This is a genomic window from Moraxella osloensis, from assembly GCF_001553955.1.
GTDB lineage: Bacteria > Pseudomonadota > Gammaproteobacteria > Pseudomonadales > Moraxellaceae > Faucicola > Faucicola osloensis.
In genome coordinates this window covers 2299421-2326102 of sequence record NZ_CP014234.1, presented here as the reverse complement: position 1 = coordinate 2326102, position 26682 = coordinate 2299421, and the positions used below count along the sequence as shown (strand labels likewise).

25 protein-coding genes are annotated in these 26682 nt (G+C 43.8%); 16 read left to right on the top strand and 9 right to left on the bottom strand.

The annotated features are described in order from the left end of the window. Window positions 1–16: 16 nt before the first annotated feature. From pyrF to AXE82_RS10245, 7 genes are all read right to left on the bottom strand, one after another. Window positions 17–718 carry an orotidine-5'-phosphate decarboxylase gene (gene pyrF / locus AXE82_RS10275; RefSeq protein ID WP_082741497.1) on the bottom strand — a complete coding sequence of 234 codons (702 nt, stop codon included), beginning with the start codon at window positions 716–718 and terminating at the stop codon, window positions 17–19. Between the two features lie 77 nt (window positions 719–795). Beyond that, a complete protein-coding gene (locus AXE82_RS10270; protein WP_036603687.1) occupies window positions 796–1155 on the bottom strand; it encodes a lipopolysaccharide assembly protein LapA domain-containing protein in 360 nt (119 codons plus the stop codon). A 162-nt stretch (window positions 1156–1317) separates the two neighbouring features. Then, a complete protein-coding gene (locus AXE82_RS10265) occupies window positions 1318–1614 on the bottom strand; it encodes an integration host factor subunit beta (RefSeq protein ID WP_062334394.1) in 297 nt (98 codons plus the stop codon). Between the two features lie 270 nt (window positions 1615–1884). Next, window positions 1885–3555 (bottom strand): 30S ribosomal protein S1, encoded by a 1671-nt coding sequence (rpsA, locus tag AXE82_RS10260; RefSeq protein WP_062334961.1) that lies wholly within the window; start codon window positions 3553–3555, stop codon window positions 1885–1887. 137 nt (window positions 3556–3692) lie between these two features. Continuing rightward, window positions 3693–4442 carry a (d)CMP kinase gene (gene cmk / locus AXE82_RS10255; RefSeq protein WP_062334392.1) on the bottom strand — a complete coding sequence of 250 codons (750 nt, stop codon included), beginning with the start codon at window positions 4440–4442 and terminating at the stop codon, window positions 3693–3695. A gap of 300 nt (window positions 4443–4742) precedes the next feature. Further along, window positions 4743–5090 (bottom strand): PilZ domain-containing protein, encoded by a 348-nt coding sequence (locus AXE82_RS10250; protein WP_007116499.1) that lies wholly within the window; start codon window positions 5088–5090, stop codon window positions 4743–4745. A gap of 109 nt (window positions 5091–5199) precedes the next feature. After that, window positions 5200–6363 (bottom strand): DNA polymerase III subunit delta', encoded by a 1164-nt coding sequence (locus AXE82_RS10245; RefSeq protein WP_062334388.1) that lies wholly within the window; start codon window positions 6361–6363, stop codon window positions 5200–5202. Window positions 6364–6662: 299 nt separating this feature from the next. Between AXE82_RS10245 and AXE82_RS10240 the strand changes: the two genes are divergently transcribed. The 4 genes from AXE82_RS10240 to AXE82_RS10225 all read left to right on the top strand — a co-directional run bounded on the left by AXE82_RS10240 (window position 6663) and on the right by AXE82_RS10225 (window position 12691). After that, window positions 6663–9050 carry a site-specific recombinase gene (locus AXE82_RS10240; protein ID WP_062334385.1) on the top strand — a complete coding sequence of 796 codons (2388 nt, stop codon included), beginning with the start codon at window positions 6663–6665 and terminating at the stop codon, window positions 9048–9050. A gap of 52 nt (window positions 9051–9102) precedes the next feature. Then, entirely contained in the window at window positions 9103–9879 is a 777-nt protein-coding gene (locus AXE82_RS10235) for a Nif3-like dinuclear metal center hexameric protein (protein WP_406946749.1), read from the top strand. 695 nt (window positions 9880–10574) lie between these two features. Next, window positions 10575–12041, top strand: coding sequence for a transglycosylase SLT domain-containing protein (locus AXE82_RS10230; RefSeq protein ID WP_062334383.1), 1467 nt, complete (start codon window positions 10575–10577; stop codon window positions 12039–12041). 131 nt (window positions 12042–12172) lie between these two features. Continuing rightward, window positions 12173–12691 (top strand): thioesterase family protein, encoded by a 519-nt coding sequence (locus AXE82_RS10225; RefSeq protein ID WP_062334381.1) that lies wholly within the window; start codon window positions 12173–12175, stop codon window positions 12689–12691. 27 nt (window positions 12692–12718) lie between these two features. Here the strand turns inward: AXE82_RS10225 and AXE82_RS10220 are convergent, their stop codons facing one another. Both AXE82_RS10220 and rsmA read right to left on the bottom strand, forming a co-directional pair. Beyond that, window positions 12719–13549 carry a symmetrical bis(5'-nucleosyl)-tetraphosphatase gene (locus tag AXE82_RS10220; protein WP_062334378.1) on the bottom strand — a complete coding sequence of 277 codons (831 nt, stop codon included), beginning with the start codon at window positions 13547–13549 and terminating at the stop codon, window positions 12719–12721. A 49-nt stretch (window positions 13550–13598) separates the two neighbouring features. After that, window positions 13599–14483 (bottom strand): 16S rRNA (adenine(1518)-N(6)/adenine(1519)-N(6))-dimethyltransferase RsmA, encoded by an 885-nt coding sequence (rsmA, locus tag AXE82_RS10215; RefSeq protein ID WP_062334376.1) that lies wholly within the window; start codon window positions 14481–14483, stop codon window positions 13599–13601. A 357-nt stretch (window positions 14484–14840) separates the two neighbouring features. Between rsmA and ychF the strand changes: the two genes are divergently transcribed. The 12 genes from ychF (at window position 14841) to AXE82_RS10155 (ending at window position 26647) form a co-directional block, all read left to right on the top strand. Then, window positions 14841–15932, top strand: coding sequence for a redox-regulated ATPase YchF (gene ychF / locus AXE82_RS10210; RefSeq protein WP_062334373.1), 1092 nt, complete (start codon window positions 14841–14843; stop codon window positions 15930–15932). A gap of 206 nt (window positions 15933–16138) precedes the next feature. Continuing rightward, entirely contained in the window at window positions 16139–16567 is a 429-nt protein-coding gene (gene rplM / locus AXE82_RS10205; protein ID WP_036601896.1) for a 50S ribosomal protein L13, read from the top strand. Between the two features lie 10 nt (window positions 16568–16577). Beyond that, on the top strand, window positions 16578–16964 hold the full coding sequence (rpsI, locus tag AXE82_RS10200) for a 30S ribosomal protein S9 (RefSeq protein WP_007116510.1): 387 nt from the start codon (window positions 16578–16580) through the stop codon (window positions 16962–16964). 250 nt (window positions 16965–17214) lie between these two features. Next, entirely contained in the window at window positions 17215–17799 is a 585-nt protein-coding gene (petA, locus tag AXE82_RS10195; protein ID WP_062334371.1) for a ubiquinol-cytochrome c reductase iron-sulfur subunit, read from the top strand. 19 nt (window positions 17800–17818) lie between these two features. After that, window positions 17819–19036, top strand: coding sequence for a cytochrome b (locus AXE82_RS10190; RefSeq protein ID WP_172460511.1), 1218 nt, complete (start codon window positions 17819–17821; stop codon window positions 19034–19036). Further along, a complete protein-coding gene (locus AXE82_RS10185) occupies window positions 19036–19749 on the top strand; it encodes a cytochrome c1 (RefSeq protein ID WP_062334366.1) in 714 nt (237 codons plus the stop codon). The genes AXE82_RS10190 and AXE82_RS10185 overlap by 1 nt, the downstream gene beginning before the upstream one ends. Before the next feature lie 147 nt (window positions 19750–19896). Further along, entirely contained in the window at window positions 19897–20508 is a 612-nt protein-coding gene (locus AXE82_RS10180) for a glutathione S-transferase N-terminal domain-containing protein (RefSeq protein WP_065252157.1), read from the top strand. Between the two features lie 25 nt (window positions 20509–20533). Then, window positions 20534–20968, top strand: a complete 435-nt coding sequence (locus AXE82_RS10175) for a ClpXP protease specificity-enhancing factor (RefSeq protein WP_062334364.1) — start codon at window positions 20534–20536, stop codon at window positions 20966–20968. An 81-nt stretch (window positions 20969–21049) separates the two neighbouring features. Beyond that, a complete protein-coding gene (rpoZ, locus tag AXE82_RS10170) occupies window positions 21050–21316 on the top strand; it encodes a DNA-directed RNA polymerase subunit omega (protein ID WP_007116517.1) in 267 nt (88 codons plus the stop codon). A gap of 368 nt (window positions 21317–21684) precedes the next feature. Beyond that, window positions 21685–23850 (top strand): HD domain-containing protein, encoded by a 2166-nt coding sequence (locus AXE82_RS10165; RefSeq protein WP_167541449.1) that lies wholly within the window; start codon window positions 21685–21687, stop codon window positions 23848–23850. 27 nt (window positions 23851–23877) lie between these two features. Further along, on the top strand, window positions 23878–24258 hold the full coding sequence (locus tag AXE82_RS10160) for a Rid family detoxifying hydrolase (protein ID WP_062334358.1): 381 nt from the start codon (window positions 23878–23880) through the stop codon (window positions 24256–24258). 148 nt (window positions 24259–24406) lie between these two features. Beyond that, on the top strand, window positions 24407–26647 hold the full coding sequence (locus AXE82_RS10155) for a primosomal protein N' (protein WP_062334355.1): 2241 nt from the start codon (window positions 24407–24409) through the stop codon (window positions 26645–26647). Window positions 26648–26682: the final 35 nt, after the last annotated feature.

The following is a 26682-nucleotide window of genomic DNA, read 5'->3' as shown; positions in this document are numbered from 1 at the left end:
CATGACTCGAGATGGATTATTTTAACGTATCCAAGATATGGTGCAGTTTTGCGGTGGGATCCGTTGCCGCCGTGATTGACCGCCCAATGACCAAATAATCAGACCCATTGGCTATGGCATCTTTGGGCGTGCAAATCCGCGTTTGGTCATTACTGGCGTCTTCTGGTAGTCTGATACCTGGCGTGACTAACAGAAAATTCTTGCCGCAAAGCTGTTTAAGCACATTGGCTTCTTGTGCAGAGCAAACCACCCCATCAAGCCCAGATTGCTGCGTCAATAATGCTAGTCGCTTGACATGATTTTCTATCGAATCGGTGATGCCCACTTCAGCCAAATCTTGCTGTGACATAGAGGTCAGCACCGTCACCGCAATCACTAAGGTTTGGTAGTTTTGCGCTGATAAACGCGCTTTCACCGTTTGCATGGCGCTGCGCCCCGCACTGGCATGCACATTGACCATCCACACTCCCAAATCAGCCGCCGCTAATACCGCCTGCGCGGTTGTGTTGGGGATATCATGAAATTTTAAATCCAAAAACACCTCAAAATCACGCTGATGTAAGGATGTCACTAAACCATTACCATATTTGGTAAACAGCTCTTTGCCAACTTTTAATCGGCACAAGGTAGGGTCTAACTTATCCGCCAAGCTTAATGCCTGACGGTCATCCATGTTATCCAATGCCACAATAATGGGTGACTTGATGGCGGATTTGATGAGTGATGTTGCTTGCGCTACTGCCACTTGATTCATAACAAACTGACTCGTTTTTTCAATTCGATAGCATACATTGCTTATCGTACGGGTGGTAAATTAGGGTTGGCTGCGGTAGGGGCAATCGTTGCATTGCTGGTTTGCGCTAAATGCTGTTCATAATTATGCTGCGTTTGCATCAATTTTTCTTGGGTTTGCTTTAGCTCTTTAGATAAGCGCTGATTTTCCAGTTTCATCTGTAACACGCGAAATAAAATCAACCCCATCAATAGCCCCGCAATAACCCCTAAAACAATGCTAATAATCAGCAGTAACCCCAAACTCATTTGTGGCACTTGGCTAAACAATAAATTTACTTCGACTTGGTTGTTATTCACCAATACCAGCATCAATGAATAACCGACGACCACGAACAACAAAATCGCTAACAGATAACGCATAGTTTTCTCCTTGGTTATTTTAATTAATCTACATTTTTGAATGCCACTATTATTGCAGATAATTCAAAAAAAAGAGTGGATTTTTTGTCCACTCTTTTTTGATCAATCATATATTAAACCATAGCGTAAGTTCAATAACGTTAAATGACTCAAAAACCGCAACTAACGATGATGATTAACTGCCTCTCGCAATGCTTTGCCAGGTTTAAAATGGGGTATCGCCGTTGCTTTTACGGTCACTTTTTCGCCTGTTTTAGGGTTGCGCGCCACACGTGGCTCACGATGATGCAAACTAAAACTACCAAAACCGCGTACTTCGACACGTCCATTTTGAGATAAGGTATCAACCATCAAATCAATGATTTGCTTGGTGGCGTCCTCAATGGTTTTTTCTGGTATATTCTCACATTCACTTGATAATCTAGCGATCAAATCAGATTTGTTTAACACTTTTTCCATACTACCCCTAACACGCTAAACGTAACTGTCATAGTCTAAATTACAGAATGATGGTTTTAAAAACTTCGTTACAGTCCAATTTCATCCAGCAATCTATCAACAATCATAATAATGAAAAATTACATTTTATTACTTTTCTTCGCATATTATAACAAAACCACCTTAAATTCGTCGGCTTTTTTTACCCTAAATAGCCATTTTGTTACCTAAAAGCTGAAAATAAAAAAAAGCGACTAAGTTAGTCGCTTTTTTTATCGCTTGCAAAACCGATTATTGGTTTTGTTGTTGCTCTTTGATTAAGTCACCAATCGTTTTTGGCTGTGTATCAACCGCTGCATTTGAACTTAATGCTTTGATAGCATCACGTTGCTCAGCTTCATCTTTTGCACGAACTGATAGGTTGATACCGCGAGTTTTGCGATCCACGCTGACAATTTTCGCTTCAACTTCATCACCGACATTCAGTACAGTGGTCGCATCGTCTACTTTGTCTTGTTGGATTTCTGAAGCACGTAAATAGCCTTCTACGTCGTCAGCCAATTTTACTTTAGCGCCTTTTGCATCAACGTCCGTCACCACCCCTTTTACTACCGCACCACGATCATTTGATATTAGGTATTCGTTGAATGGGTCGCTGTTAAGTTGTTTGATACTTAAGCTGATACGGTTAGCTTCTGCATCTACAGACAAGATGACCGCTTCAACGGTATCACCTTTATTGTAGTTACGAATCGCTTCTTCACCGCTTTCAGTCCAAGAAAGGTCTGATAAGTGAACTAGACCATCAATACCACCTTCTAGACCGATAAAGATACCGAAGTCAGTGATTGATTTGATAGTACCAGATACTTTGTCACCTTTTTGGTGGTTCTTATCAAACTCTTCCCATGGGTTTGGCATGGTTTGTTTGATACCTAGGCTGATACGACGACGATCTTCATCGATATCAAGGATTTGAACCATGATTTCGTCACCAATTTGTACCACTTTTGAAGGGTGGATGTTTTTGTTGGTATGATCCATTTCAGAAACGTGTACCAAGCCTTCGATACCATCAGCGATTTCAGCAAAACAACCATAGTCAGTCAGGTTAGTGACGCGTGCTTTAACGTTAGTACCTTTTGGATAGTTGTTAAGAACGTCTTGCCATGGGTCAGTGCCTAATTGTTTTAGACCTAAGCTGACACGGTTACGTTCGCGGTCAAATTTTAATACTTTAACTTTTAATTCTTGACCCACTTCAACCACTTCTGATGGGTGCTTGATACGGCGCCATGCCATATCTGTGATGTGTAATAGACCATCGATACCACCTAGGTCTACGAATGCACCGTAATCAGTTAAGTTTTTCACCACGCCGACCACTTCTTGACCTTCTTCAAGGTTAGATAGTAGCGCTTCGCGCTCTGCTGAGTTTTCAGATTCCATCACAGCGCGGCGGCTAACAACGACGTTGTTGCGTTTTTGATCCAGTTTGATGACTTTAAATTCTAGCTCTTTGCCTTCTAAGTGGGCAGTGTCGCGTACTGGGCGAGTGTCCACCAATGAACCTGGTAAGAACGCACGTACTGAGCCGATATCAACCGTGAAACCACCTTTAACTTTACCAGAGATAAGACCGGTTACGATCTCATTGTTCTCATAAAGTTTTTCAAGTACGTTCCAAGTTTCAGCACGTTTTGCTTTTTCACGTGACAATAGGGTTTGACCCATACCATTGTCAACCGCATCTACAACGACTTGAACTTGGTCGCCAACTGCTACTTCAAGCTCGCCTTGTTCATTCAAAAATTCTGAACGCGCAACGATACCTTCTGATTTTAGACCCGTATCTACGGTAATCCAGTCGCTATCAATCGCAACTACGGTACCTGCGATAACTGCACCGCGTTCTACGTCAAGTACTTGGCTTGCTTCAAACAGTTCAGCAAATGATTCCATCATAAAATTTACCTTTGTATAGCCGTAGCCTGTCCAGCACAGTACGGTTCAAATTAAGATTTTTTATAAACATAAGGCTGGTTTTAGTGCCTATAAAAAATCGATAAAACTTTTAAAAACTGTTAGTTAAAAAATAGTTAGTTAATTGTCAAACCGCGCTCAACACATAGTTGCCAAACTTGGTTAAACACTTGCTCAGCATCGATGGCTGAGCTATCAATCACTATCGCATCATCGGCAGCCTTAGCCGGTGAGGCACTGCGTGTACTATCACGCTCATCACGGGCAATAATTTGTGCCAAAATTTCGTCAAAATCTGCCTGTTTGCCAGCATGGGTTAACTGACTGACACGGCGCTCGGCTCGTGCCTCAGAGGATGCGACCAAATAAACTTTCAGCGGCGCATCGGGAAAAACCACTGTTCCCATATCACGCCCGTCTGCAATCAAACCCTTTTTTGGGTTGCCTTGCGACGTTGCCATATTTTTTTGTAACTCTAATAGCGCTTGACGCACCTTCGGGAATACCGCAACTTTTGACGCAAAGTTACCCACTTCTTCGGTACGAATCACTTCACTCACATCGTTGGCATTCACGAGCACTGTCACATGCTCAGAACCCGCTTTTGCGGCTGCAAACTCAATTTTCAACGATTGGGTTAAATCAGCTAGCGCATTTTCATCGATGATATCGGTTAACAAACCCGCTTGGTGGGCTGCAAGCCCCACAATCCGATACAGCGCCCCTGAATCCAAAATTTGATAATCCAGTAGCTTTGCCAGTCTTGCCGTCAATGTACCTTTACCTGCACCACTTGAGCCATCAACGGTGATGACGGGCAGGCTTGCGGTTAGATCAAAAGACGGTTGCGTTAACGTTTGTGACATGCCATTTTTATAAACAAAGCAAAAATAGTGGTATATTTTACGCCTGAAAGCTATTTTATACAAGTGATTTGGCACAAGGATTGACTATAATTGCGTATCATTTTTTGCCTATGAAAAAATGCACAAAAAACGGGCTAAACATGAGAAATGTAATCAAGACACAGACGCATGATTAACCATTGCGCGATAGAAGAAAAAAAGCTAGCGACTTACGTGATTAAGTATCCGCTCACCTTTAACAATCGCTGGCTTTTAACAATCATCTGCTAAAACTGCCAAAGGTTCAACAGTTTGCAAAATTTATAGTGTAAAGGTGGGTTTATCGGAGCTGATATGACCTGCTAGGAGGCGGTCGACTTCGTTTTTGATGCGTAAACCTGCTTCATCTTTGCCAAGCTGTAACGCATAGCCTGCGGGGCGCTGTGCTTGTGCGCGATGGTTGACCCACACCACTTTACCATGTAGCGGCATTCTCTCACTCGAATTTGGCAAAGTGATTGCCACAAAGGTTTGACTGCCTAATTGTTGCTGCTGGTTAGTAGGAATAAATAACGCACCGTTTTCAATAAAAGGCAGGTAGCTCGCATACAATTTTTCGATCGTATCATAGTTAATGGTGGTGATACCGCCACGAGATGGCATTGCCATAATCATTGTTCCTTTTACTAACGCATGGTGTTACTAACGCATGCGGTTACCAACGCATGGTGAATGATAAGTAATATAGCTAATTGGGTACTATAGATAATTGAATAGATTAGCAATCCAGCATGGTGCTAAAAATTTTATCATAGCATAACTTATCTTGGATATGTTGCTGTCTATCTTGCCAGATTTGATCGATAACCCGCTGCAACTGGCTAATTTGCCTTAATGTCGGTGGTGGCTGCAGCTTGCCAAAATCCAAGTCATTGGCGGACGCTGAGATACCGACGGCAAATTGCCCCAATGGTACTAACAAGGCTTGCGACAAGTATAAAAAGTCTGTCAATGTCAGTGTTTTTTGCCAATAGTTGCTGGCTTGTACAGGCATACGTTGCCCGCTACGAACCGCTTGAAAGCTGTTTATCCAAGTTTGGCGGTGTTGATACCATTCGCTGTGTAACATTTGCAGTGCCAAAAAGGGCGCATAACCAGACAATTCACTCACTTGTTGTAGCGTTGCAGTATCGGTATTTGGCAATAACTGCTGCATCGCTTGCATTGACTGAACGGGGGTCACATGGCTTACCGAAAATGCCTGTAGCCGCGAGCGAATCGTTGGCAGTAGCTGCGAAGGACTATCGCTAATTAACAGCATCAACACATTTTCGGCAGGCTCTTCTAAGGTCTTAAGAAGCGCGTTACTGGCGGCTAGGGTCATCGCATCCGCTTGGTGAATAACCACGATTCTTAATCCGCCGCTCGACTGCGTGACAAAAGGCTGCAATTCCCGAATTTCGTCAATCTTGATGCTATAACCTGACTGATGGGTTGGGGCTTGCGCCACGAGGGCGTTGTTTGCTTTAGATTTAGGCGAGGCGTCACGCGCCACGGTGGGTGTTGGAATTTGATAAAGATCGGGGTGGGTATTGGCGATCAGCCATTGGCAACTTTGGCATTGCCCACAGGCAGTTGTAACACCTTGTGCATTGTCGCGTTGATTTTCACAAAAAGCCCATGCGACAAACCGATACACAAAGGCACGTTTCCCCGTCCCTGCATTGCCTGCAAACAATATCGCGTGCGGCAAGGCATCTAGATGGGTGGTCAAATACTGCCAAGTTGGCTGTTGCCACGGCAGTAAATCCATAAACAGCCACTGCTGTATCACCTGCTGGCTGACAGGGTCTGGATAGTAATATTGGGTTACCTCATTGGGTGTTGATTCGGTATTGGGTTGTTTGGTGTTTTTTGATTGGGTGGTTGAAGTCGATGGCATAGAAAAAAATCAGTCAACAGAGTAACCATAGTATAATCGCTGCGGCTAGATAATCAATTAGGATAATCAGTCAGGTTGTTTTCTCGAATACATAAATGCGGTAACGCGTCGCGTTATTTTATCCCTTACTGTCTTTAAACCTTGGCCCATAAGATTTTTGTTGCAAAAAAATGATGGATTTTTTCTGATGAGTCGATTAAATTTTCATCTTAGGATATCTATTTTCGTATTTTTTCTTATAGTTGTGATTCACCCTATTTAAAAAAACGGTTCAATTTTCTGTTTACTTCGAGGTTAGTTTGACGAATTTATCGCAACCTAATAATCAAGATACGTTACCCAATGCCCAACATCCTTATGATGCGGCGGATATGGCAGACCAATTAAAAGTGATGCCAACCTTAGAAGCGCGTTTAACTACTATTTTAAACGAAATCAATGCGCTGCGTGATTTTCCGCAAGTTACCCTATTTAAACAACTGCTAGATACCCTACGTAACCGTGCAGATGATGCCCAAAGCGCCAATGAGCAGATGGCGCTATTTATTCGGCTGCTGCGCGGCAATCGTGTGTGGGCAGAAGGGTTTTGTGTGTTTATGCTTACCTTGATTAATCGTTATCGTCAGGTGTCGCTATACACGGATTTGGGTATCTTGTCAGATGCTGGCTTTACTTCGCAATTTTTTGATTTGATCGGTGAAAAGCTATTACCCTCCGTACCTGATGACCGCGATTTGATTGCGCTATTTAATGCGTTTTTTGCCACACCAAAAACCCGCTACTGGGTGCGCTTAATCAATGAGCGTCGGTGGATTGAACTGATACTCATCCTTAAAGTACCTGCAGGCAAAGAAGCATTGGTGCAAGCGCTTGAAGCCAATGTGCTCAAAGCCATTACTATTTTAACTGCGCGTATCAACGGCATCGGGCTCAATGCCGATTTAATAAAGGCATTTCCCAATCCGATTGACAATCAAGATACTTTTATTGCACTCAATCGCGAAGTCGCTGAATTTGTCAGTCAATACCAGCTCAGCATGCAGCCAGGGGATGAGCAAGCGATGCCCCAGCCTGAGGTGGATAGCAGTCAAATTTTAGTATTGACCGACCAAGCCCGCACCATGATGCAAAACATCCGTCGCCGTATTCATCGAACCGGTATTACCGTGCGTACCACCAATATGTTGGTGCGCCTTGAGCAAAGCTTGCAGCGTCTTGAATTGTTGGTGTCACTGCTATCGGACAACGATCATATCAAGAAAAAAACCATCATAGAGCTTATTAAAACATTGTATGAAGATTCATACCACCGCAGTAGTTTTAGATATTTATTTGGCATCAATACCGCGCTGTTGTCTCGCCGTGTCACTGAGACGGCCAGTAAGGTCGGCGAGCATTATATCAGTACCGATAAAGCGGGCTATCGCCGTATGTATAAAAAAGCGGCATTGGGTGGTTTACTCATCGGCTTTATGGCGACCCTTAAAATCCTAGGGAAATCCCTACCCTTGGCACCGTTTGGCGTGGCTTTTTTAAACAGTATGATTTATGGTCTTGGCTTTGTGGCAATTCATATCATTGGTGGTACAGTGGCAACCAAACAGCCTGCCATGACGGCTGCCGCGATTGCTTCGACTATCTCAGAGGTAAAAGGGCGTAAAGCGGCACGATTTACCAAGCTGACCGAATTGGTCGTTGATATCATGCGCACCCAATTTATTGCCATTATGGGTAATATTTCAATTGCCATGCCGATTGCGCTACTGATTTCATGCATATGGCTGTATGGGCTGGGTCGTCCGTTAACATCGGAAGCTAGCGCAGAGCATTTACTGCATGATCTTAACCCGTTTACCTCGCTTGCTATCTTTCATGCTGCGATTGCTGGGGTGTATCTGTATATTTCAGGATTGATTGCAGGCTATTACGATAATCTTGCGGTACACAACAAAATTGGTGAGCGTATCCGCAACCATCCTACCCTCAAACGGATGATGACACCTGTCACGTTATTGCGTTTTAGCGATTTTATCGAGCGCAATCTGGGTGCGATTATGAGTAACTTTTTATTCGGTTGCTTTTTGGGTAGCACGGCGACCATCGGTTATATTTTTGGCTTACCGCTTGATATTCGCCATATTGCCTTTGCGTCTGCCAACTTTATTCACGGAATTTTTAACATTTATGCCAACACGGGCGAATTTCCAGAAATCGGTATTATTTTGGTCAGTCTATTTGGGGTGATGGTCATCGGTATGATTAACTTGTTGGTGAGTTTTTCACTCGCCTTAATGACCGCCCTACGCGCTCGTAATGTGAAAGTCTTTGAGTGGAAATTCTTATTTGAATTGGTCACCTCGCATTTGATGACCCAACCCTCTGACTTTTTTATCCCGCGTAAACAGCCGATGAACTATGCGCTAATCGATAGCGACGGTAATATTATCTATGATGATAAACCGATTGCAAACGATGGTAAAAATAATAAAGGACATAAAACTGCCCTGACATCACAGCCAGAAGAACATCCGCATGCTACTACGCCCCATATCGACAATATCAGTCATACGGAAAAACTGACCGATGAAGAAGTTGCAGAGAAAAAACAGGCAATTAAAGAAAAAGTGGTGCAAAAGGCGGTCGACAATATCACCCCAAATGACACGGCAAGCAAGCTACCCAAATAATTGATGAAACACTGAATACTGTAGAAATATGATGACTTTTTCGGAAACTACAATGAACCAACCCGCGACCTCAATGAGTCCGATTCAATTGGCTCATCGGTTAAATGAGCTATTAAAAATTAATGAATTTCAAGATTATTGCCCCAATGGTTTGCAAGTGGATGGTGGACAGCCGATACAGCACATCCTCACCGGTGTCACAGCCTCTGAGGCATTGATTGAACAAGCGATTGCGCACAACGCCCAAGCGATTTTGGTGCATCATGGCTATTTTTGGAAAGGGGAACCTGCGCCGTTAATTGGCATGAAAGGCAAGCGTATTCGTTTGTTGATGCAACACGGTATTTCCTTACTTGCTTATCATTTACCGTTAGACGCCCATCCCCAATTGGGCAATAACGCCCAATTAGCGTTAGCGCTGGGTTGGAGTGATTTGTCGCCGCTATACCCTGACGAAAAACACCCGATTGGTAATATCGTGGATTTAGCAGCGCCGTTGTCGATTGCAGCGCTCACCAACAAACTATCGACTACCTTAAACCGTCAGCCCTTACATTTATCCGGTGGTAATCAAGTCATTTCGCGCATCGGTCTGTGTACGGGTGGCGCACAGGATATGATTGAGCAAGCGGCGCAAATGGGTTGTCAAGCCTATATCTCGGGTGAAGTATCAGAGCGAACCACTCACATAGCGCGTGAGCTGGGTATTGAGTATTTTGCTTGTGGACATCATGCCACCGAGCGAGGTGGCGTACTCGCATTGGGGAATTATGTCAAAGAAAATCTTGCCTTGACCGTTGATTTTGTCGATATCGATAATCCCGTGTAAAATTGAGCAATTTATTGAGTAATTATTACCCGTTAATTGCATTTTAGCGGGTTTTTTACGCTTTTTATCATAAATTTGCCATTCGTTACGTTCAAAAACATGACGCGTAACTTTAATTTCACTACAATACCCCCATTGTTTCATATAACTAACTGTAATGCCATGCAGTAAATATTGTTATTGTTTATTTATTTTATGCGTGCCATACGTTACCCTACGTTAAATTCTGTATATAAGTGCTTGGGCTTATTAAACAATTTTTAATTTGCCAGTACTTACAAAAATTTTAACCCTCTTACGGGTTGTACTTGATTATTTATTTCGATAGCTCTCTACGATGGATAGGGATTTATCACCGTCCTAGGTATAAGGGGAGCCAACCTGTTTGGCTCTTTTTTTAGCGTTAAGTTAATAACGACCTATTTTGGATGGAAGCTTTTTTGGTGAGATTTAGGATAGAGTTAGATAGTTGGAAGCCATTTACTTATGTGGCTTGGCTGACTGGTGCTTAGTTAACGGGTACTAGGTTTAGCTGGTGCTTAGTTTGACGAGTACTTAGTTTAACGGTTGCTTAGTTTGACAGGTACTTGGCTTGACTATCGATTCGGTTCTTAGTTTCATAAAATGTTTTCATTTGGCATAGTTGTTTTTTATTAATTTAACGTATCTAACGTATGTGCACCGTGGAGTGACACATGCCGCTAAACTCATCATTTGAGTATTGTGATGATTTGGCTTTGACCTATCCTGCGTCGATTTCGATGTCGGTCAAAGCATTTTTAAGCCCTTTAACTTTATACCCGTTTCAACACCCTTTATTACGCTTTAGTAAATACGCGACCCAATTTAAACGCTTGCAATTCTTCCCGATTCAACTCAAACCTTGTTTGGGTGGGGTGATGTCGCCAAAAATTGCCAAGTCCCGTGTACCAGCGGTATCTAGCCATGTGCAAGATTTGGCGCAACTGGCTAATCCTTCCGCTAGTCTTATTGAGCGCTTTATCAAGCCGCTAAAATGGTTGAGTGCCAGTAAAAAGCTGGCAGCTGTGATGGGGGTTGGTTTGCCCTTAGCTTATGTTGCAACCCAAATGGGCGTTACTGACAAAGTCGCTAATACCAATGCAATCAATACCCTTGCCTCACCTACTAGCGTAGTTGCGGCACCAAAAATGGCGACTTTTGATAGTATCCTATCTCAAAAGCAGCTGCGTATTGCTACTGTCAATGGTAATACCACTTATTTTGCTCAAGATGGTTTTGAGCACGGCTTTGGCTATGATGTCATGCGCCATTATGCCAAGCGATTGGATGTTACCATGAGCACACAAGTGTTTGCCACGGATGCGGACGCAATGGCGGCTGTCAAAACGGGCAAAGCCGATATCGCCTTGACCAATGGGTCAGATTATCAAAACGCGACTGCGTTATCATCGCTGAGTCTAAGCTGTGGCAAAGATTATTTATCAAAGCAGGGTCTTAACGAACATGTTGCCATACAGCTAAACCCCAATGATGCCAAACTCAACAATGATGTAAAAAACTTCCTGTGTGGCGGTCAATCGCTCACCCGTAACCAACATTTAGCGGCGTTTTATAGTCAAACAGCATTGGCAGAGCCGTTTAATCAACAACATTTTGCCGATACCATGACACGCGTGTTGCCCACCTATGAGCCATCTTTTAAGCAGACCGCAAACAAATACCGTCTTGATTGGGAACTGCTTGTGGCAATGGGGTACCAAGAATCGCATCTGGATGCAGAAGCCACTTCGCCAACGGGTGTGCGCGGTATCATGATGCTGACCAATGCCACGGCCAATGCGATGGGCGTTGATAATCGGACTGACCCGACGCAGAGCATCCAAGGGGGCGCTAAGTACCTCAGTCAACTGCAACATGAATTTGCCCAAGTGCCAGCATCGGATCGGGTATGGTTTACCCTAGCGGCATACAATATGGGTCCACAAGCGATTAAAGATATCCAGCAGATTTTGGAAAAGCGCGGTATTGATGGCAACAATTGGGCAGCCGTGTATCAGTATTTGAAAGTTAATAGCCAAAGCAATAGCCGTTACGTACAGTGCTTAGATTACGTGACCCATATTCGCAGTTATTTGGAAGCGTTAAAATTAGATAAAGTCAATCATCGTCAATTGACTTGATGCGTGTGGGTATAAAAACTAAACATTTTCAAAAAAGAATGGTTTAACGCCATTCTTTTTTTTATGCTATCACTTTGTCATTTTTAAAAATTACTGACTTATTGTTAACATTATTAACCTAAGGATAGCACGTGACCAAGCTCCAGAATCAGCCCCACAATCAATCAAGCAATCAGCCTGTTTATGCCACCCAATACCGTATTTATTTAGAAGATAGCGATGCAGGCGGGATTGTGTATCACGCCAATCATTTAAAGCTGTTTGAGCGTTGTCGCCGTGATTGGTTACGTGAATTGGGGATGACCAGTTATTTTTATCAAGCGCATTCAGCCGAGGCTGCAAGTCACGTTACTCACCATAGCGATAGTGGCAAAGCTGATATCCAATTTGTCGTGAGCCAAGCCAACATCCGCTATTTGCGTCCGATTCTGCTTGATAGCGAAGTCACTGTTGTGATTGAGGCGGCAGACTGCAAATCTGCGTCATTACAGCTTGAGCAGCGGATTTATGATAGCCACCAGCAGCTGTTAAGCCAAGCCGAGATAAGTATTGTATGCGTGGCTACTAGTAAAGATGAAAAAGGGCAAACCCAAGTTCGACCCACCCGTTTGCCCAAAGCGTTTGTGCAGCTGCTGCAGCTCGCTCGGTAACTCTAGGGTCATTTTGGTTTACAAAGGTTATTTTGCTTTACAAGTTTGACAGGTAACCTGCTCATCTTCTAGGCGGTATGCCATCATACTACCGCCCCACACACAGCCTGCGTCCGTGGCTCTGGCATTTGCCAAATCCACTTTGGCTTTTAGCGCCGCCCAGTGACCAAATAAGATTTTACGTTCGCGCGGCACTTGCCATTCAAACCACGGACGAAAACCCTCTGGCATTTTATCATCTAGACTGGATTTAAAGCTAAACTCTAGCGTCCCGTCCATTTGGCACAGGCGCATACGGGTAAAATAATTGCAAATCGCCCGCATACGCGCGTAGCCTGTCAGCATATTTGACCAAGGAACAGCGGTATCGCTATACAGGTTTGGCAGCAGTCTATCGAGTTGCCACAAGCTACTTTGCAATTGAGTTTGCAATTCTGACGCATGCATGGCTGCTTGGGTGATACTCCAGTTTGGCGGGATGCCTGCATGCACCATCACGGTTTTATCATTGGGATAGACAAGCAGCGGCTGGCGACGAAGCCAATTGAGTAATTCATCACAATCTGGGGCATCAAAAATCGCTTGGGTTTTATCCTTTTTTTTGATCTTTATGACACCACGCCATACCGCGATTAAGTTAATATCATGATTGCCTAACACCATTTCGGCAGCACCGGCTTGGCAAAGACGTTTTACCAGACGCAGCGCGCTTAGCGAGTCTTCACCGCGTGCCACGATATCGCCGACAAACCATAATTTATCTTGCTGTTCATCAAACCCAATTTGCTTGAGCAGTGCCTGCAAATCGGCATAACAGCCTTGAATATCGCCAATGACATATTGATGTCGAAAACCCATAACACCTCATAACATCTTGAAAGTAAAATTTTAAACAGCTACAAAAAAATTAACCATTTGCCGCAATGTCGTTTGCCGCGATGCCGTTTGCCGCGATACCGTTTGCTAAAGTCACAAAATCCTGCACTGATAACGTTTCGGGACGCGCCAGGGGATTAAGTCCCCACGCCACAAGCTGGTGTTCTGTGACCGCAGGCAAAATCGGCGATTTTTTAAAAATCGCCCGCAGTGTTTTACGGCGATGATTAAATGCCTCACGCACCACAAGGGCAAACAGCTTTTCATCGTCAGCCACAATCGGTTTTTGTTGATAAGGTCTGAGTCGAAATACCGCACTCGTCACTTTGGGTGGGGGATTAAATGCCCCATTTGGCACCGTCAGTAAATAATCAGTTTCACAATAATACTGTATCATGACGGATAAACGACCGTATTCTCGGCTATCTACCGCTGCGGTGATGCGATCAACCACTTCCTTTTGTAGCATAAAATGCATGTCTTCAATGACATCGGCAAAACTTAATAAATGAAACAATAACGGCGTAGAAATATTGTATGGCAAATTACCGACAATGCGCATTTTTTTGTCAGGCGCAGCATTAGGGTTATCGCCAATGATTTGCTGGAATAGCGCACGGTAATCCACTTCCATGGCGTTGGCTTTGACAATGGTTAAGCCATCATTGCTATTGGCGCCAATACGAATGCGCAAGCTGTCCGCCAAATCGGTATCAAGCTCGATAACGGTCAAGCGATTGACTTCCTTGAGTAGCGGCTCAGTAATCGCGCCCATGCCTGGACCAATTTCAACCATCAAATCATCGCGACCTGCATGAATACTGTCAATAATTCTCCCAATAATCACCTGATCATGTAAGAAATTTTGCCCAAAACGTTTTCTAGGCTGATGCGATAAAAAAGCAGAGACCGTCACTCAACACATTCCTATAAAAATGAAATAATTATCAATGTTGTGCAGTCTACGATAACCCTCACCGTAATCAGACACAAATCATTATCAAACTCCTCATTATAGCATAGCTTGACGCTCCATTATGACAATTTCATGACAACTCGAGACGCTCGCAATAGCATGGCAACAATCTGCCCAATCGCTCAGTTTGAATTTTTTTAGGTTATATCATGCTACAAATTTTTGATGGGTTAAATTTTTGATGGGTTAAATTTTTGATGGTTCAGTTTTTTGATGCGTCAATCGCCTGTCGAATTCTGATGACTAAGTTGTTATAATGCAACCAATTTAACTAACCCTTTATTTAGTGAGCATTGTATGGGCTTTAATTGTGGTATCGTCGGACTGCCAAATGTTGGTAAATCAACCCTGTTTAACGCATTGACCAAAGCTGGGATTGCGGCAGAAAACTTCCCGTTTTGTACCAAAGATCCCAATACTGGGATTGTGCCTGTACCCGACCCACGTCTCAAACAACTTGCCGATATCGTCAAACCTGAGCGCGTTGTGCCCACCTCAATGGAATTTGTGGATATCGCAGGTCTAGTGGCAGGCGCATCCAAAGGCGAAGGCATGGGTAATCAGTTCTTAGCCAATATCCGTGAAACCGATGCGATTGCCCATGTGGTACGCTGCTTTGATGATGACAACGTGATCCACGTCGATGGACGCGTCAACCCATTATCCGATATCGAAACTATCAATACCGAACTTGCCCTAGCTGACCTTGAAGCAGTGAGCCGTGCGATTATCAATGTGGGTAAAAAAGCCAAAGGCGGTGATAAAGACGCCAAAGCCATGCTGGATGTGTTTAACAAGATTGAGCCATTTTTAGCCGATGGTAAGCCTGCGCGCATGGCAAATCTGGATGAGGATGAGAAAAAAATCATCCGTAGCTATGGTTTAATTACCCTAAAACCGACCATGTATATTGCTAACGTGAGCGAGGATGGCTTTGACAACAATCCTTATCTTGACCAAGTACGGGAATTTGCGGCAAAAGATGATGCGTTGGTGGTCGCCCTATGCAACCAAATCGAATCAGAAATCGCCCAGCTGGATGACGATGAAAAACAAGAGTTTTTAGAAAGTATGGGTATGACTGAAGCAGGGCTTGACCGTGTGATTCGCGCAGGTTACGAGCTGCTTAATATGCAAACGTATTTTACTGCAGGGGTCAAAGAAGTGCGCGCTTGGACGGTCAAAGTCGGTGCGACTGCCCCTGAAGCGGCAGGCGTGATTCATACTGACTTTGAGCGTGGCTTTATCCGCGCCGAAGTGATTGCGTTTGATGATTTTATTGAATATAACGGTGAAAAAGGCGCGGCAGCGGCAGGTAAATCTCGCCTTGAGGGTAAAACCTACATCGTACAAGATGGCGATGTCATGCACTTTAGATTTAATGTCTAAATCGTGCACTCATAGGCTGATTGATATAATATGATTGATACAAATAGGCAATTTTAGTTGCCTATTTTTGCAAGTTTATTTTTTAAAAACGCTTGACTTGTATTGCAAGTCACTATCTTAATCCTTATAATATGCGTTCGTAATTTTGAGAGCCCTCGTTTCCCAGACACTCACTCTCAACTATTAACTCAAAAAGGTTTTTAAACATGAAAACTATCAGTGCTAAACCACATGAAGTGACACACGATTGGTACATCGTCGACGCTGAAGGTAAAACATTAGGTCGCTTGGCGAGCGAAATCGCATCACGCTTACGTGGCAAGCATAAGCCTTCTTACACCCCTCACGTTGACACAGGCGATTATATCGTTGTGATTAATGCTGAGAAAGTTGCTGTGACTGGTAAAAAAGCGCAAGACAAAAAATACTACCGTCACACCGGTTACCCAGGTGGTATCAAAGAGACTAACTTTACCAAACTTATCGCACACAAACCCGCTGACGTACTTAACAAAGCCGTTAAAGGTATGTTGCCAAAAGGTCCATTGGGCTATGCGATGATTAAAAAGTTAAAAGTTTACTCAGGTACTGAGCATCCTCATACGGCTCAACAACCTCAAGTATTAGATATCTAAGGAGTAACACATGGAACGCAATTACGGTACAGGTCGTCGTAAAACTTCAACAGCTCGTGTGTTCTTATCTGCGGGTACAGGTAACATCGTCGTCAACGGTAAACCACTTGATCAATACTTTGGTCGTGAAACATCAGTAATGGTTGTTCGTCAACCTTTAGAATTACTAGATGCTGCTAGCAAATATGATATCTATGTGACTGTAAAAGGTGGCGGTATCAATGGTCAAGCAGGCGCGATTCGCCACGGTATCACCCGTGCATTGATTGAGTCAGACGAAACTTTAAAACCAGCGCTTAAAGAAGCGGGCTTTGTAACTCGTGACGCGCGTGAAGTTGAACGTAAAAAATTGGGCTTACGTAAAGCACGTAAACGTCCCCAATTCTCAAAACGTTAATATTTTTCGTGGTCGAAATTCTCGTATCGACCGCGTTTTTTGGCGTTTACAAAAAAGACTCTTGTTTACTGCAAGGGTCTTTTTTATTTACCTTAGGTAATTTATTTTATTGCAAAAATAGCATAAAATAGCAAAATTAGCGTAATTTAGGCACAGCTAAGGTGGCAATTCTGTAACAACTGATTTACAATAGCCACAAACCCAGTGTGGGGATATGATTACCCACTTCATTAATCTGGAGGAGTTCTTAATGAGCCATGCCGAAGGCGTCGACGTTAAGCGTCGAAGAGTTTTAATCGCATCCACTGCCGCTATGAGCGCAGTCGGTGTCGCTGCTATTGCTACGCCGTTTGTGCGTTCATGGTACCCAAGTGCAAAAGCAGAAGCTGCGGGCGCACCTGTTAGCCAAGACCTAAGCAAACTCGAAGCAGGACAAATGATTGTTGTCAAATATCGTGGTAAACCGATTTTTCTTGTCAAACGTACCAAAGAGATGATGGATAATTTATCAAAAGTAGAATCATCACTTGCCGATCCAAAATCAGAAGCTTCATTACAACCTGACTACTGCAAAAATAATACCCGCTCAAAAGACAATAGTGAAGTTCTAGTGTGTGAAGGGGTTTGTACTCATCTAGGCTGTGCGCCAAATTATCGACCAGAAGTTGGTGCCGCTGATTTGGGTGGCAGCAGTTGGGTTGGCGGATTTTTATGCCCCTGTCACGGCTCAAAGTATGACTTAGCTGGACGTGTTTTTAAGGGTCAACCTGCGCCTCGTAATTTGCCAATTCCTGAATATAGCATCAGCGGTACTATCTTAACGGTGGGGGCATAATATGAATGCAAAGAAATTTATGCATTGGGTGGATGCGCGCTTTCCAGCGACAGAAACTTATGAATACCATATGTCAAAGTATTACGCACCAAAGAATTTCAACTTTTGGTACTTCTTTGGCGTATTATCAATGGTGGTATTGGTCAATCAGTTAGTGACGGGTATTTGGCTAACCATGATGTTCAACCCAAGTGCAGAAGGCGCATTTGCTTCTGTAGAATACATTATGCGTGATGTACAAGGTGGTTGGTTAATTCGTTATATGCATTCAACTGGTGCCTCGGCATTCTTCGTGGTCGTGTATCTGCATATGTTCCGTGGCTTGTTGTATGGTTCATACCAAAAACCCCGTGAACTGGTTTGGCTCATCGGTATGGGTATCTATCTGTGCTTAATGGCAGAAGGTTTCTTCGGTTACTTATTACCTTGGGGTAATATGTCTTTCTGGGGTGCGCAGGTTATTTTGAACTTACCAGCCGCGATTCCATTTATTGGTGATGCATTGGGAGAATGGGTAAAAGGTGACTATATCATCTCTGGTATTACCCTAAACCGCTTCTTCGCGTTGCACGTTGTTGCGATTCCTTTGATTTTAGTGGGTCTGGTATTTGTCCACTTGGTAGCATTGCACCATGTTGGTTCTAATAACCCAGATGGTATTGATATCAAAAAACTTAAAGATAAAAATGGTGTGCCCCTTGATGGCGTGGCTTTCCACCCATACTACACCGTACATGATATGGTTGGTATCGTGGTGTTCTTTATCGTTTTCTTTGCCGTGGTATTCTTCTTCCCAGAAGGCGGCGGCTTCTTCCTTGAGCCACCAAACTTTGAAGCAGCAAACCCACTTAAAACACCTGCGCACATTGCCCCTGTTTGGTACTATACGCCTTTTTATGCGATGTTACGTGCAACGCCATCTATGTTTGGTTCAGCCCTGCCGGGTGTTATTGTGATGGCAGCATCAATTGCTATTTTATTTGTCTTGCCTTGGTTAGACAAATCACCTGTGCGTTCAATGCGTTATAAAGGTATTTTGTCAAAAATTGCACTTGCTATCTTTGTTGTTAGTTTCTTGATTTTAGGTTACTTAGGGGTAATTCCATCAAGTGATACCGCAACGCTTGTGGCACGTATTTGCACCATTTTATATTTCTTGTACTTCCTTTTGATGCCTATTTATACATCAATTGAGACATGCAAACAGCCACCTGAACGTGTAACTGGAGGTCACTAATGAAAGCGGTTAAAAAATTAGTTGCTGGGTTGGGTTTGACAGTTGCATTGGGTCTCGGTGCTACCTCAGCTCAGGCTAGTGCAGAAGGCTGTGGTACTTACAAAACGGTTGATGGTAAAGAGGCGCATTTGGCGTGTGAAAAAGCCCCTGTGGATTTGACCAATAAAGCGTCTATTCAACGCGGTGCCTCATTATTTATGAGTTACTGTGCAGGCTGTCACTCAGCGCAATATGTTCGCTACTCAAAAATGTACAAAGACTTGGACATTCCAAAAGAGTTGGTGGAAAAATACTTGATGCTGACCACTGACCAAGTCGGTGACCATATCAATGCAGGCGTTGACCCAGAGCTTCAAAAGGCTTGGTTTGGTGCGCAGCCACCTGATTTGTCACTTGAGACGCGCCTTCGTGGTAATGACTGGGTTTATACTTATTTGTTAGCCTTCTATGAAGATCCAAGTCGTCCTTGGGGTGCCAACAACATCGTAATGCCGAATGTTGCGATGCCGTTCGTCCTTCATGATATGCAAATGAACACCTCAAAAGAAGAATATCGTCGTAATATTGGTGATATCGTCAACTTTATGGCGTGGATGGCAGAGCCGCAAGCGCACCAACGTAAAATATATGGTTTTTGGGTCATCTTATTCTTACTTGCGTTATTAATTCCAGTGTACTTACTCAATAAAGAATTTTGGAAAGACGTTAAATAAGGGTTGATACAAAAAAGGTAGCTTAGGCTGCCTTTTTTTATGCGCATTTATTGCTTGATTGGTACGATAACTTTCACAGTTATTGCTAATTCAGTCATTTTAAGCTAGGCTTACCCTTTACGCTGATATAGCTTATTATTTTTAACTATGTTGACCCCTACTTCGAATACCCCGTTGATTTATGCCGATGATGGCTACCTAAGCCACCAATTAAGACTGGTTTTACTTGAGAAAAAAATAGAATTTAGCGAGACGAACATTCGTGATGATGAGGATTTTGCCGAAGATTTACCCGATATCAATCCTTACAACACGCTGCCGGTATTTATTCATCGTGAATTGATTTTATACAACAATCGCATTATTTTTGAATACCTTGAAGAGCGTTATCATCAGAACAAACTGCTGCCTGAAAATCCGATTGAAAAGGCACAATACCGTCAATTATGGTGGCGCATTGAGAAAGATTGGATTAAACTGGCAGATACGCTATTGACCCATAAGGATACCTTAGATGTTAATCAAGCAAAGATTGCCAGAAAGCAACTGACTGAATCTCTGGTTACCATAGCGCCACTATTTGCCCATAAAGCTTTTTTTCTTTCAGATACCATGGGTGTATGTGATTGCATTTTGTCATCGATTTTATATCGCTTAAAACCCATGGGTATTGAGTTGCCGCTGCATCTTTGCCGTCCGTTGTATCAATATATGGAGCGGATGTTTAATCGCCCAACCTTTAAAACCAGTTTAAAATAGTAATCATTAAAATAAGAGAATCACCATGGAAAACGACTTTCAACTCACCCCGACTCGCCCTTATATGGTACGCGCTATTTTTGAATGGCTTGAAGACAATAATTTAACCCCACATATCATGGTCGATACCACGCAGCCCAATGTCACCGTGCCTGTCGAATATGTGCAAGATGGTCGTATCGTACTTAATATCGCCAGCCGTGCCACAGGTAATTTGGTCATTAATAATGATTTTATTAATTTTCATGCGCGATTTGGCGGTGTTTCGCAAGAATTATGGGTACCGATGCAAGCGGTGATGGGGATTTATGCCAGAGAAAATTCACAAGGCATGTTCTTTGACCCAACGGAATACGATAATGCGCCGCAACCTGACATCAACGCCAGTCAACCAGCCGAGTCCACCGATGCACAACGTCCAAAACGTGAGAACAAAGCAGGGTTAAAAATCTTGGATTAGTGCATTGTCACTGGCAATATGGGTTTAATTTTGTTAAAATAATCAATTACTTTTTTAGTTTTGAATAGGATAACCATAGTCATGGCACGTGTCACTGTAGAAGATTGTCTAGAAAATATCCACAACCGTTTTGATTTGATTCTTATTGCCAGTAAACGTGCGCGCCAAATCGCACGCGGTGTATCAGAACCTATGGTTGAGCGTGAAAATGATAAACCAACCGTACTTGCCCTGCGCGAAATCGCTGAGGGCCTTGTGACTAAAGAGATTTTAAATCAACCTGAGCGCGAATTGCCTAACAAATTTCACCATGTTGATTTGAGCATTTCAAGTGGTCATGGATTCTAATGGTAGCTTAAGCCACTGTTACTAGTTAGCGACTATTATTTTATAAAAAGTCACCTTTTTTAGGTGACTTTTTAGTTGAATTAAACGTGGAATGAAACGTGGAATTATATGTAACTTAGCTTGACAATTCGCAGTAATTTTGCGAATAATTAAGATATCTTTATAATACGTTTTTGCTAACTTTAGCTGGTTTGATACCAGCTATTTTTATCCAACCGTTTTTTATGATAGAGTTAACTGCTGACCAGGACAATATGAATTTTTTAGCAGTTTAAACCTATCGATCGTACGTTGAGGGCACATTTTTGAATATATCAACTTTACCAAAATTAAGCCATCCTGATGTGGATATTGCACAGTTTGACCTAATGCGTGTATTGGATTATTTGGATGATGACGAACAGCAAATTGTTCTCAAAGCCTGTGCCTTTGGCGACCAAGCCCATATCAAAGATAAACGCAAATCTGGCGAGCCTTATATCACCCACCCTATGGCGGTAGCGGAGATTTTGGGTAGTTTTCGCATGGATGTCGATACCATTGTGGCGGCGATTTTGCATGATACCGTGGAAGATACGCCTACCACTGAAGAAGATTTGACCCGAGAGTTTGGCAAGGCAGTTGCGCAAATCGTCAATGGTGTCACCAAATTAAAATCCTCCAATGAAAAACACATCAATAAAGCCGCGACTTTTTACCGCATTATTACCGCAACGCTAGAAGACCCGCGCGTGTTGATTGTCAAATTGGCTGACCGCTTGCACAATATGACCACCATTGAAGCTGTGCCTGAAAAAAAACAACAGGCAACCGCACAAGAAACGTTGGATTTTTATGTGCCGTTTGCTCGTACGCTTGGGCTTAATGATTTAGCCGACTATATCGAGATTTTATGTTATCGCAGCCTAAATGCGCCTATGTATAACAAGTTATCCGATAAGCTTATGCAGCATGGTTTGGGGCGCACCTTTCAACAAGAAGCTATTCATAACTATTTAAATATCGTTTTGAGCCGACTGGATGTTAAAGGTTATGTCAAAGATGTCGATAATCGCGTGACTTTGTTTCGCCAGTTCTTTAAAAACCGCGGCGAAATCACCGATTTGCTGTGGCATTATGAATTTATGCTGGTCATGGATAAAGTGGAAGACTGCGACCAAATCGCCAAGTATTTTATCAATAAATACCAAATTGCGCCTGAGTGTATCGAAGACAATATCCGCCATCCGCGTGCGGGGGGCAACCAATCACTGACCATTACCTATAAAAACGGCCATGATACCATCAAAGTGGTCATTCTGACTAAAACCATGCTCAAAACCACCCGTTTAGGGATTTTGATGGGTGAAGCAGCATCGCCTCTTAGCCAGTCAGTGATTCAGGCTTCTCTACGCAATCTGCAAAACTTGATTGCCGACAATCAAAGCGATATCGAAGAGCAGCCATCTGATGCGGTGACGGTGGTCGATAAACTGATTGGCTATCTTCACGAACGTAAAATTATTTGCTATACCCCAAACGGTGATGCCTATGAGTTGCCGCGCGGCTCCACAGCGCTTGACTTTGCTTATACTATCAGCACCCATATCGGTAACCGTGCAACGGGCGCTGAAATCAATGGCGTAGAAGCCAAACTGGGTACGATTTTGAAAACTGGCAATAGGGTCAAAATTCATACCGACCCCAATGCGATTCCAAAAGCCGAGTGGCTGGGTTTTGTGGCAACCAATAAAGCGCGGCGTGCGTTATTTGAATGGTTAAAAGGCTTAAATCCTGAGCAAAAAGAGCACGAAGGTAAAACTGCCTTTGAGCGCGCGCTTAAAACGCAAAATCTTTCACTCGCTGATTTGAGCGATGAACAATGGCAATTGCTACTTGATTGGCGTGGCTTACAGGATAAAAGTGCGTTCTTTACCGAGTTTACCACAGGTAAATTGCTGCCGCAAATTGCCGTTTCGCGCTTATTGACCCAAGAGCAGCTTGCCAAAAACCAAGCCAGCGCCCATGCCGCTAACCAACCACAAAGCTTGATTGCGGATGCAGCCAACATGGAGATGAATTTTTCCAGCTGTTGTCATCCTGTGTATGGCGACCCGATTGTCGGGCATATTTCAAAAAATGGCTTGGTGGTGCATCGACATAAATGTTTTTCAATTGATGAAATTCGCCGTGTCAATGAATACCAAGTGATTCCGCTACATTGGCGAGTGTCTAACAGTGAGGATGAAGTATCGAAGCGTATTTATTTTGATGCTGCGCTAAAAATTAATCAAAACCTGACCGATGAGCAAATCAGCGATTTAATCTTTATCGTGCGTGACACTCAAGCAGGTTTTGAATATATCGAACAGCGTAATGGCTATACCTTGCTGTTTGTGGTGGTGCAAAGCCGTGACCAGATTGCAAGCTTAATCCAGCGCCTACGCACCTTCTTGGGCTACCCCAATATTGTAAGGCTGTATCAATGGAATGACGAAGTGCTACTTTCTCAGAGCCAGAACACGTCTGCGCCAAAAAATAAAGATATTTTATAAACCCATCATACTGTAATAGGAAATAATATGAGCCGTGACATCATTCATACTGACAATGCGCCTGCTGCGGTCGGCACTTATTCACAAGCCGTGAAAGTTGATAAGACTGTCTATATTTCAGGTCAAATCGGACTCGACCCAAACACCATGACCCTAGCCGATGGCTTTGTGGCGCAGGCCAACCAAGTCATGTCAAACATCGATGCTATCTGCCAAGCTGCAGGCGGCTCGCTTGCCAATGTGGTGAAATTTAATGTCTCCCTTACCGATTTGGCAGATTTTACTGCCTTAAATGAGATTTTTGCGGCGCGCCTAACTGCGCCTTACCCTGCCCGTGCGGCGGTGCAAGTGGCCGCCTTGCCAAAAGGTGCAGTAGTCGAAATTGAAGCGATTTTGGTTTTAGATTGATTTTGGTTTTATAATGTTAACCCGCTCAAATGGAAGGTGAGTTACCAGACTTGCCTTTTTTTATGTCAAATTTTTGTCCATCTCACAACAGTTTAACGTATAGAATTGGGCTATAATCCAACCCTACAACAATTTTTAAAGGTGTGTTTTGCTAATCCAAGTTGCCTTACCTGTGCCCATTGATTCGGTGTTCGATTATCGCGTTGTGGGCGATGCGTTGCCCGCGATTGGCTGCCGCGTCCGAGTACCGTTTGGTGCGCGCAAATTGGTCGGCATTGTGGTGGCGCATATTGAGCACAGTCAGCTTACGCAAAATGCCATTAAACCTGTATTGGACATACTTGATGAGCGGCCGATTGTCGATGAGGCGTTGCTAAAACTCGCTTATTGGCTGTCTGCTTATTACTGCTATCCGCTTGGCGATGTGTTCGCTGTCATGCTGCCGACTTTGATTCGTCAAGGGATGACGCTTGACTACCGACAATTATGTTGGCGACAACTACGTGATGCCACTGACGAGGATTTTTCTGCCAGTGCAAAAAAGCAACGCCAACAATTTGCTTTATGTGAACTGGTCATCAACTCGCATGGCAATTCACATCGCAATTCGCATGGCAATGCCACAAAACTTGTAAGTGAGTTTGCGCTGGTAGACAACGGTGTCGAGCCCGCTTATTTAAAAAAATTTGAGCAAAAAGGTCTGATTGCGCCTGTTTATCAAATGCCATCTTTACCCAAGCTTGCTAAGCTTGCCACCACACCGCTCACCTTAAATTTGCAGCAACAACAAGCGGTGCAAAAAATCACCCGCGCCTGCCAGCAGCCCCACTATGAAGGTTTTTTGCTCAATGGGATTACCGGAAGTGGCAAGACCGAAGTGTATTTGCAGGTGATGCAAACGGTGCTGGCGCAAGGCAAACAAGTGCTTATCTTAGTGCCAGAAATTGGGCTGACCCCACAGACCAGACAGCGATTTGCCGAACGATTTGACGCCCAAGTATTGATGTTACATTCGGGACTTAATGACACCGTGCGGCTTGATGGCTGGCAACAATGCCGACTGGGCTATGCGCAAATTATTATCGGTACCCGTTCATCAGTGTTATACCCATTTGCCAATTTAGGGCTGATTATTGTCGATGAGTCGCATGACCAATCTTACAAACAGCAAGACTCACTGCGCTATCACGCCAGTGACGTGGCGCTCTATCGTGGGTTTCAGCTTAATTGTCCGGTGATTTTGGGCACCGCGACGCCATCGCTTGAAAGCCTGTATTTGGTACAACAAGGTAAACTTACCGAGCTTACTTTGACCCAGCGTGCAGGCGATGCCAAACCTGCCATCATGCAGCTGATTGATGCGCGCCAACAGGCATGGCAACACGGTTTGGCGCAAAGCTTAATTCAAGCCATTCGGCAAACGTTGGATAAAGATGAGCAAGTATTGGTATTTTTAAACCGTCGTGGCTACGCGCCCATCTTATTGTGTGATGCTTGCGGTTGGCAAGCAGACTGCCCGCGCTGTGATGCGCATTTGACAGTGCATTTTCAGCCAGTGGCAATGCTAAAATGCCACCACTGCGATTGGCAGCAAGCCATCCCGAACCATTGCCCCAGCTGTGGTAGTAGCAATCTTGACCCTGTGGGCATGGGTACGGCGCGGATGGTTGAAGGATTAACTGAGCTTTTCCCCGATGTGCCTGTGATTCAAATTGACCGCGATACCACGCGTAAAAAAAACAGTTGGGAGCAAGTGTATCAGCGTATTGCTGACAATCCCAAAGCCATTTTGGTGGGTACGCAAATGGTGGCAAAAGGGCATCATTTCCCCAATGTGACCTTGGTGGCAATCCCCAATGCTGACCGCGGTTTTTTATCCTCAGATTTTCGTTCGCCTGAGCATACTGCCCAGCTGATTATCCAAGTGGCGGGTCGTGCGGGTCGTGCCGATAAAGCAGGTTTGGTACTGATACAAACCCTGCAACCTGAAAATCCTGCGTTACTGACTTTGGTACGTGAAGGATATCTGAATTTCGCCCAGCAATTATTGGTTGAGCGGCGCATGTTGGGATTACCGCCATTTACTTACGCTTGTTTAGTACGGGTGGAAAGCAAATCGTTAGAAAACAATCAGCAAATTTTGCATCAAGCGATTGCGCTATTGCCCTCACGCCAGCACATGACAGCCTTGGGTATTGCCATTAATGGCCCGGTGGATGCGCCGATGGCAAAGAAAAACAGTCGCTATCACTCGCATTTATTGATTTTGACCAAAACACGCCACGTTCGCCAGCAGCTATTGTCGGACTGGTGGCGACAGACAATTGCGTTGCCATCGGCAAAGTATGCCAGACTATCGATTGACATTGATCCGATGAGCTGGTCTTAACCTGACTTGCAAAACCATTGCTTTTGCTAAACCGC